The organism is Candidatus Nitrosarchaeum limnium BG20 (assembly GCF_000241145.1).
GTDB lineage: Archaea > Thermoproteota > Nitrososphaeria > Nitrososphaerales > Nitrosopumilaceae > Nitrosarchaeum > Nitrosarchaeum limnae.
Genome location: NZ_AHJG01000091.1, coordinates 1 through 3,661 on the forward strand (window position 1 = coordinate 1; position 3,661 = coordinate 3,661).

Genomic DNA, 3,661 nt, shown 5'->3' on the forward strand with positions numbered 1-3,661 from the left:
GAATCTGTACCTAAACCAAAAAAACTGACAAAGAAAGAACTAGAAGAAATTAAAAAAGAAGAAGAAAAAACATTAGAAGAAGAGCTAGAAGAGCAATTAACTGATGAAGAAATTGAAAATTTCCAAATTGAAAAAGTCGATATGGAAAGATTGACAAATAAAATCTGTGATGTTTTAGCTGAACGTGAATCAGAAGGAATGTTTCAAAGTGAATTATGGAAAAAACTCAAACTTACAAGTAGGGATGGTTCTAGACTCGCATTAAAATTAGAAAGAATGGGAACTATTTACCGCGAAAAACTTTTAGATAAAGGTCGATGGACGTACAAACTAATTTTAAAGAAAACACCAATTAGTACTCTGTCAATTGAGAATGCACCGTGTCTTGTTTGTCCTGTGGAACAAAAATGTTCACTTGAAGGAGAAATAAGTCCTAGAACTTGTCAATTCATTGAAGATTGGGTTCTTGCTGACATGAAAAAACCTGCGAAAGTGAAATGAAGTTACTAGATGCACGTAAAGATCAATATAGAAAATTAGCTCATGAACAAGGATATCGAAGTCGAGCAGCATACAAACTAAAACAACTAAATCACTCTTATCGAATCATAGGACCTGGCTTTTATGTTCTTGATTTAGGATGTGCACCTGGAGGATGGACACAAATGGCAGTCAAGTTAGTTGGTAACAAAGGTAAGGTGGTAGGCGTAGATACCTCATATGTGGAAGAAATTCCAGGGGCTCATATTATTAGAGAAAATATTGAAAATGAATTTTTAGTAGATGAACTTCTATCATATTTTGAACGAAAAGTTAATGCTGTTATTTGTGACCTTTCTCCACAAGTAACTGGAAACTGGTCAGTTGATCATGCTATACAAATTTCATTGAATTACTCATGTTCAAAAATTATGGATAAAGTTTTGATGCATAAAGGTAATGCAATTTTTAAAGTATTTGATGGGGAATATTCAATGGAGTTTAGAGATTATATAAAAAAGAAATTTTCTAGAATTAATCTAACTAAACCTGAAGCAAGCAGAAAACAAAGCAGTGAATTATACTATGTCTGCTTGGGGTTTACAGGCTAAACCTGAAAAAACATCAATTATTTCTTTTATGTTTGCATTTGTTCTAAACCCTGTAGGACAAAATGATGTAGGGCTTGCTATGTATCCATTTTTCTGTAAATTTTTTATTGCATCTTCTAATTTTGGTGGAGATGATTTCATTTTAGCCGCAATTTCATCTAGTGTAAAGTAAATCCCTGGCATTTCAGATTCCTTCAAACATTTTTGTAATGTTTTTTCACACACTTTGTCTACTGATACTTCTGGGATTTCTAAAATCATGTTTTCCACAAATTCTTTATCGAAAATTTTATCAATCCATAATGGTCCTCCTATACTTAGTTTTGATTTACATAACTCACATTCATAATATTGTTCTAGTACTATTCTTCTATCCCCGCAATTTTTACAATGAAGAATATACCCAATGTTTTCTTTTTGATCCTGTCTGATAAGAACTTGCACGTATATTCTATAATAATGCATATTGCTTTCTGCAAATAATGGGACAATTTCAACTCCAATTCTTCCTGCAACCATTCTAAGACACCCAAGCATTAATCTAATTGCCATTTCATTTCCATATTCTACTCTTATTGGAATTCCACCATACTTTCTTTTACAAGCATTCTGATAAAGACCGTTTAATACCTGAAGATCTGTGGCTGTAGTGGAAAGAATTCCACCATGCATTGTAGCTCTTATACCGCAATCAAAAAACGGAGCTGGAGAACCGAATGGGTCTATGTCTGTAATTGAACCTCTTTTATCTTTTTTTGAAAATTTACTTAAAAATCTACACACTTCCATTTCTGAAAATTCAATATTTTTTAATTTGTTTAGTTGAGCTGAATATTTTGCCATTTTTAGTGCAGTTGGATTTAGATCATTGATAATTACTTTTTCTATTTGTAATTCATTTGCAACTCGTAATCCTCTAATTCCAACACCTGTTAATCCCTCCAAAAATATTTTTGGTCCCACAAATTTTTTCAGAAATGAACTATATGCTATTACTGAATAATCTCTATTGACCCTAGCTTTTGGATTAAAAAAAGCTGGTTCTTTTGGTGGAACCTTATCAGTAATCGATTTTTTTGGAACTAGTACTTTGGTTTTACCCTCAATGATTTCGACAAATGTTTCATCTGGAATTTCCATTTCTTATTCTGCAATTGTTTAGCCTATAATGGTTTAATACGTGTGCTTTAAGATAAAATCCGTGCAGATTTGCGGAGTTGATGATGCTGGACGTGGTTCTATGTTGGGCCCTCTTGTGATTGCTGGAGTATCTTTAAAAAAATCTGATGTATCTAAACTGAAACTACTTGGTGTCAAGGATTCAAAACAATTAACTCCAAAACTGCGAGAAGAACTTTATAAAAAAATAATTTCACTTGTGGATAATTACTATGTGGCAAAAATCTCTCCAAAATTGATTGATGCAAGTGTTAAGAAGCATGACCTTAATCATCTAGAGGCAAAATATATGGCAAAAGTAATTCTGAAATTAAATCCTGACACATCGTATGTGGATTCATGTGATGTAAATCCTAATAGATTTGGTAAAGAAATTTCAAAGTTATCAAACAACAAAAAAATTCGTTCATATCATCATGCTGATAGTAGGTTTATTGTTGTCTCTGCTGCATCAATCATTGCCAAAGTCACTAGAGATCGAGAAATAATGAAATTAAGAAAAAATCATGATTTGGGAAGTGGCTACCCATCTGATTCTAAAACTATAGATTTTGTAAAGTTGTATTATAAAACAAACCAGATTCTTCCAGTTTTTGTGCGTAAAAGCTGGAAACCAACTCAAAAAATTCTAGAAAGTTAATTATTTTAGAAATTTTGCAATTACCATTGCATGATCCTTATCATATGGATGAAGATCTATTACCTGTAATATTTCAAAATACATTTCCATTTTTTCAATCTCTTCATCTACAATTTTTTTTGGTGATTTTGTAACGTCTATACTCCTTGTTTTTATAACTAAAAAGAAATAACCATCTTTTTTTAGATACATTTTACAATTTTCTATCGCGATATTTGTTTGATCCGGCTGTGCAATGTCTACATATACAACATCTACTTTTCCAAATACTGAAAAATATTCTTTTGGTCTTCTTGCATCTTGTAAAATTGGTATTATGTTTGCTCTATGAGAAGCTACTCTATCTAAAAAATCTCTAGCTACTCTACTTGCATGCTCTACTCCAAAAATTAATCCTGTCGGTCCAACAATATCTGAAATGTGACTAACTGTGGTACCTGTCGATACACCTAGATATAATACAGTTGATTTATTTTTAAATGGAAATATTTCTAAACCGTTCATTATTGCTGCTGCTAATTTACTTCTAAATGGATCCCATAATCTGTATTCAGTTCCTTTTTTTGTAATTAATTTTTCATTGTATACTTGATTTCCAATAACTAAATTTTCAGTGGCTAGCTTTTTTTCACCATCTGAGTTTATCCAAAAAAATTCATAATTACCTTCGTTCAAACTTTGATCTCTTTTTATTTTTATTTGATTTAGAATCTGTTCTGTCTCTATAGTTTCTATTCTCTCTTTGTTTAGA

The 3,661-nt window shown here is 31.5% G+C and carries 5 protein-coding genes; 3 read left to right on the plus strand and 2 right to left on the minus strand.

The features are described 5' to 3' along the window. Positions 1-501: helix-turn-helix transcriptional regulator (locus tag BG20_RS02660; protein ID WP_010190612.1), on the plus strand; the 501-nt coding region annotated here is incomplete at its 5' end. Continuing rightward, positions 498-1,091 carry an RlmE family RNA methyltransferase gene (locus BG20_RS02665; protein WP_010190613.1) on the plus strand — a complete coding sequence of 198 codons (594 nt, stop codon included), beginning with the start codon at positions 498-500 and terminating at the stop codon, positions 1,089-1,091. The genes BG20_RS02660 and BG20_RS02665, both read left to right, overlap by 4 nt. Here BG20_RS02665 and BG20_RS02670 read toward each other — a convergent pair. Then, positions 1,059-2,231, minus strand: coding sequence for a tRNA (guanine-N1)-methyltransferase (locus BG20_RS02670; RefSeq protein ID WP_010190615.1), 1,173 nt, complete (start codon positions 2,229-2,231; stop codon positions 1,059-1,061). The two genes, BG20_RS02665 and BG20_RS02670, sit on opposite strands and share 33 nt — an antisense overlap. Positions 2,232-2,292: 61 nt before the next feature. Here BG20_RS02670 and rnhB point away from each other — a divergent pair, with 61 nt between their 5' ends. Continuing rightward, complete coding sequence (rnhB, locus tag BG20_RS02675; RefSeq protein ID WP_010190617.1) at positions 2,293-2,910, plus strand: ribonuclease HII; 618 nt, start codon at positions 2,293-2,295, stop codon at positions 2,908-2,910. Here the strand turns inward: rnhB and BG20_RS02680 are convergent. Continuing rightward, positions 2,911-3,661, minus strand: a 751-nt coding sequence (locus BG20_RS02680) for a fibrillarin-like rRNA/tRNA 2'-O-methyltransferase (protein WP_010190619.1), incomplete at its 5' end; no start/stop codon positions are given.

What these genes read in the sequence shown, in the direction of transcription:
- BG20_RS02665 (WP_010190613.1), top strand. Translation starts at nt 498, where the DNA reads ATGAAGTTACTAGATGCACGTAAAGATCAATATAGAAAATTAGCTCAT.
- BG20_RS02670 (WP_010190615.1), bottom strand. Translation starts at nt 2,231, where the DNA reads ATGGAAATTCCAGATGAAACATTTGTCGAAATCATTGAGGGTAAAACC.